Origin of the sequence: uncultured Sphingomonas sp. (assembly GCF_913778135.1) — a bacterium.
In the GTDB taxonomy this organism is placed as follows: Bacteria; Pseudomonadota; Alphaproteobacteria; order Sphingomonadales; family Sphingomonadaceae; genus Sphingomonas.
The window spans coordinates 1-4,844 of sequence record NZ_CAJYVU010000195.1; the positions used below are offsets into that span (position 1 = coordinate 1).

The window sequence follows — 4,844 nt, forward strand, 5'->3', positions numbered from 1 at the left end:
TTCTCGAACGGGTTGCCGTCCTGCGTTACGCCGTTGTCCTGCTCGTCCATGATCCTGATCCTTGCGAGAAAAGAGCGCCGTCGCGCCGAATGCCGCGCGCCTGGCCCAGTTGCGGCGCGATTAGCAGTGCGAACACGTGGATACAACGTGCCTGCTCGTCGATTTGAAGTTCGCGCAGGCTCGGACTATGTTGTGCGTCTGCTGATCGGAGGCCCGGTGTTCTACGTTGTCCTGCTAGCGATGGTCGCCGCGTTCCTGGCGCTTCGCTTATATTCGGTGCTCGGCAAGCGCGGTGGTCATGAGCAATCGCTGCCGCGCGCGGCGGAAGAGCGTGTCGCGGCGGTTACGCAGCCACGAACGGTCGAGAACGTGCCCGACGTACGAGGCGCCACCGTACGTCCTTTCGACAGCGGCGCCGAGAGCGGCCTTCGCGCCGTCGCGGCGGCCGAGCCGGGTTTCGACGTGACGCGCTTCATCGACGGATCGCAGGCGGCGTACCGCATGATCCTTGAAGCGTTTTGGCGCGGTGACGAGGACGCGCTGGCCGATCTGGTCGTTCCCGACGTGCGGGAGGCGTTCGTGGAGGCCATTCAGGCGCGTCGTGACGCTGGACACGTGCTGGACAATCGTCTGGTGACGATCGAACGCGCGTCGATAGTCTCGGCCTCGGTCGATGGCCGGTTGGCGCAGGTCGCGGTGCGGTTCGACGCCGACATCGCGGCGGTGACGCGCGATACTGATGGCAATGTGGTCGCCGGCTCGCTCAGCGACGCGGTGCAGACGCATGATGTGTGGACCTTCACGCGTACGCTCAAGAGCGCCGATCCGAACTGGATGCTCGCGGACACCGACGAGGCGTGAGGTATTGTCGCGGTGTAACTGCGCTGGCCGGTGCGCTGGCACTGTCGGCGTGCGTGGGCGGTGTTGCGCCGCCACCCAGAGCGGAGAGCGGCGCTTTGCCACCGCCGTCGCCGTCATACCCTGCGCAGCGTGACCGCGACCAGCCGCGCCGATACGAGGAAGCGGGGCCACGGCAACCGGTCGCGTCGGTTCCGATCCTTCCGGTGCCCGCGATGGCCGCACCCGGCGCGCTCACCGCGGCGCAGGCGGGTACGGTGCGCGGGGTCGATTGGAGCGCACTGCCGATCTCGACCGACAATGCCGCGCTGGCGTTGCAGGCGTTTCGTACCTCCTGCCCCAGCCTGCTGCGTCGTGCGGACCAGTCAGGGCTGACGTCACCCACCGATTGGCAACCCGCCTGTTCAGCGGCCGCGACGACTGCATCTGGACAGGCACCTGACTTCTTCCGCCGCTATCTGGAGCCGGTGCAGGTCGGTGACGGACGCGCCTACGCGACTGGTTACTACATTCCGGAGATACGCGGCTCGCTCGAGGAGCGCGCCGGTTACGCGCCAATTTATGCGCGCCCCAACGACCTGATCGACGTCGATCTCGGCGCCTTCTCATCCGATCTCGCGGGCAAGAAGATCCGTGGACGCGTCGATGGCTCGAACTTCGTGCCCTATTTCGACCGAACGGCGATCGAGGAGGGGGCGCTCAACGGCCGCGCGCGCGTGCTCGGCTACGCAGTCGATCCGGTCGAATTCTTCTTCCTCCAGGTTCAGGGTTCGGGCAACGTCCGCATGCCCGACGGATCGCTGCTGCGGATCGGCTACGATACGCAGAACGGGCGCGACTACACCGGGATCGGCGCGTTGATGCGGGCGCGCGGGCTGATCGGCCCCAATCAGGCGTCGATGCAAGGCGTGGTCCAGTGGCTGCACGACCACCCCGATGAGGGCCGCGCCATCATGCGCGAGAACAAGAGTTTCGTCTTCTTCCGCGTGCTCGATGGTCCGCCGCTCGGGGCGCTTGGGCTGCCGGTCACCGGCGGCGCGACGGTGGCGGCCGATCCCAAGTTCATCCCGCTCGGCGCACCGGTGCTGCTGTCGATGGACCGCGTCGACGCCAACGGAATCTGGATCGCACAGGATACCGGCGGCGCGATCAAAGGTGCGAACCGGTTCGATACCTTTTGGGGTGCCGGCAGCGAGGCGCGTGCGATCGCGGGCGGGATGAGCGCGCGCGGCACTGCATTCCTGCTGCTGCCAATCGGCACTGCGGATCGGCTGCGCAGCGGGGGAGCGACCGGTGGGACGACGCCTCGGCCCTGAAGAGGCGAACGCCTGGGCGCAGCTGCGCGCCACTGTGCGTCCATTGCGGCCGCAAAGACCTCTCACCACCGCTTCGGTGATCGCGCCGTCCGCGCCGATGAAGGCGAAGGCAGCACGATCACCGATGGTCGCGCCTGTCGCGAGCCCGGCACGTGCCGCCGTGCCCGTAGCGCGGTCGACAGCGAACACGCTCGATCGTACGTGGGACCGCAAGCTGACCACCGGCATGGTCACGCCCGATCGCACGATCGACCTCCACGGACATACGCTCGCGTCGGCGCACGCGTTGCTCGATCATCAGCTCGATCAGGCAATCAGGCTTGGCGAACGCACGATCCTGCTCGTGACCGGGCGACCGCCGCGCAAGGAGAGCGAGCGCCCACACGCGCGCGGCGCCATCCGCGCGGCGATCGGGGACTGGCTTCAGCTCTCCCGCCACGCAGACGCAATCGCGGCGGTGCGCGGTGCACATCCGCGGCACGGCGGCGCGGGTGCGCTCTACGTCATCCTGCGGCGCAGACGCTGAGGATCAGGCGTCCTCGACCTGATCGAGATAGGCTCCGTACCCTTCCGACTCCATCTGCTCCTTGGGCACGAAGCGTAGCGCGGCCGAGTTGATGCAGTAGCGCAGGCCACCCCGATTGCGCGGGCCATCCTCGAACACGTGACCCAGATGGCTGTCACCGCCCGCCGAGCGTACCTCGGTGCGCACCATGCCGTGGGTGCGGTCGGACAGCTCATTTACGCGCGCGGGCTCGATCGGCTTGGTGAAGCTTGGCCAGCCGCAATGCGACTCGTATTTGTCGGCCGACGCGAACAGCGGCTCGCCGGAGACTATGTCAACGTAGATACCCGGCTTTTTGTTGTAGAGATACTCGCCCGTACCCGGCCGCTCGGTACCGCTCTGTTGCGTTACGTAGAATTGCTCCGGTGTCAGCCGCGCGATGGCGTCATCGGTCTTGGTATATTCGGTCATGATCGCTCCTTGTGACCTCTCGCGCCGCCAACGTGTTCACGTGCGAAGCGTGCCCGCGACCTGTCGCCGAACCAGCTCGCTCGTCACGCCGAACACCAAGTGCGACGCGTAGGAATAGAGGTTGGTTGATAGATCGGTATGCCACGGCGCGGTGCCAAGCCCTACCGCCGGCACGGCCGCTTCATCTAGCAGCGTCGCGGTCGCCACGCCGAAGCCGGTGCCGTATCCGGCGGTCGACGATGGGCGAAGCTCGGCGGCGATGCCGTAGATGATACCGAGACCGACCCCGAGCGCGTAGTGGATCGACTGCCCGGCGAGCGGTTTGGTGGCCGGCGGAAGTTCATGCCCGGTGAGCTGCTTTGCCACCGCATCGGCAGCCTGCTCGGTCGCAGGTTCGGAAATCTCGTTATCGTCGCCGGACGATCTGAACTCGGAGACGACGGCTTGAAACCTGTCCATCGCGAACGATGCGACGGCACCCGCAATGCCGCCCGCCACCGCACCGCGTAGCACCTTGATCGTCGTGCCCTCATCGGTCTCAAGAGTCCGCATCGTTCTTGCCTAACCTATGTTGAGCCGGAACAACGGACGTGCGCGTATCCGGTTGCGCTACGCGGCCGGCGCCGAGACGCGTTGCAGCAGGTTGGCGTAGATGCGGGTCAGCGCGTGAAGGTCGTCGACCGCCACCGCCTCGTTGCGCTGGTGCATCGTCGCGTTGAGCAACCCGAACTCGACCACGGGACACAGCGCGCGCAGGAAGCGCGCGTCGGATGTCCCGCCCGTCGTCGACAACTCGGGAGTCAGCCCCGTCTCCTCAAGGATCGCGGTCGACAGCATGGCGGAGAGCGCGCCCGGCTCGGTCAGGAACGCCTCGCCCGAGACACGCGCCGTGACGATCGCGCCTGGCGCATGGCGGTGAACAATCCCGGTGACCCGGTCAGCCAACTCGGCGCCGCGATGCAGGTCGTTGAAGCGGATGCTGATCCGTGCCTTAGCCGCTGCGGGAATTACGTTGGTCGCTGGATTACCGACATTCATGTCGGTCACTTCGAGATTCGAAGGCTGGAACCAGGCGTTGCCCTCGTCGAGCACGAGCGCGTTGAGTTCGGCCAGCGCGGCGATCAGTTTCGGGATCGGGTTGTCGGCGAGATTGGGATAGGCGACGTGGCCCTGCCGGCCCGGCACCTCGATCCAGATGTTCACCGAGCCGCGGCGGCCGATCTTCACCATGTCGCCGAGCTGGCGGACCGAGGTGGGCTCGCCGACGAGGCAGAGATCGGGCGTGATGCCGAGCGCGGCCAGCCGTTCGATCAGCACAGGCGTGCCGTAGGTCGCCGGGCCTTCCTCGTCGCCGGTGATGAGCAGGCTGAGCGTCGGGCCGCTCGCCCGCGCCGCCGCGGCGATAAAGGCGGCAACCGCGCCCTTCATATCGACCGCGCCGCGGCCGTAGAGCAGGGCCCCGCGGATGTCGCCGGACCCTGGGGAGCCCTGCCACCCCTCGCCGGGTGGGACGACGTCGACGTGGCCGGCAAAGGCAAGATGCGCGCCCGTGCCTTCCCGCAGCGCGATCAGGTTTTCGACCGGGCCGTCGGGTGCGTCGCCGGTGACGACGCGGTCGATCGTGAATCCGATGGGCGTGAGCGCCGCCTCCAGCACGTCGAACACGGCGCCGCGCGCGGGGGTGACGCTGTCAG

Annotated in this window: 6 protein-coding genes; 3 read left to right on the forward strand and 3 right to left on the reverse strand. The window is 67.2% G+C overall.

Annotated features, from left to right (window positions below):
- Positions 1-216: 216 nt before the first annotated feature.
- The 3 genes from QZ847_RS16575 (at position 217) to QZ847_RS16585 (ending at position 2,700) form a co-directional block, all read left to right on the forward strand.
- Complete coding sequence (locus QZ847_RS16575) at positions 217-861, forward strand: Tim44/TimA family putative adaptor protein (protein WP_294358714.1); 645 nt, start codon at positions 217-219, stop codon at positions 859-861.
- A gap of 212 nt (positions 862-1,073) precedes the next feature.
- The gene (locus tag QZ847_RS16580; protein WP_294358719.1) at positions 1,074-2,174 is read left to right on the forward strand and encodes a murein transglycosylase A; all 1,101 of its coding nucleotides are present in this window, start codon (positions 1,074-1,076) and stop codon (positions 2,172-2,174) included.
- Between the two features lie 76 nt (positions 2,175-2,250).
- Positions 2,251-2,700: a Smr/MutS family protein gene (locus QZ847_RS16585; protein WP_366930211.1), complete on the forward strand. Its 450-nt coding sequence runs from the start codon at positions 2,251-2,253 to the stop codon at positions 2,698-2,700.
- A gap of 3 nt (positions 2,701-2,703) precedes the next feature.
- Here the strand turns inward: QZ847_RS16585 and msrB are convergent, their stop codons facing one another.
- The 3 genes from msrB to dapE all read right to left on the reverse strand — a co-directional run.
- Positions 2,704-3,150: a peptide-methionine (R)-S-oxide reductase MsrB gene (msrB, locus tag QZ847_RS16590; protein WP_294358723.1), complete on the reverse strand. Its 447-nt coding sequence runs from the start codon at positions 3,148-3,150 to the stop codon at positions 2,704-2,706.
- A gap of 36 nt (positions 3,151-3,186) precedes the next feature.
- Positions 3,187-3,702 carry a DUF1440 domain-containing protein gene (locus tag QZ847_RS16595; RefSeq protein WP_294358725.1) on the reverse strand — a complete coding sequence of 172 codons (516 nt, stop codon included), beginning with the start codon at positions 3,700-3,702 and terminating at the stop codon, positions 3,187-3,189.
- Between the two features lie 57 nt (positions 3,703-3,759).
- Positions 3,760-4,844: succinyl-diaminopimelate desuccinylase (dapE, locus tag QZ847_RS16600; protein WP_294358729.1), on the reverse strand; the 1,085-nt coding region annotated here is incomplete at its 5' end.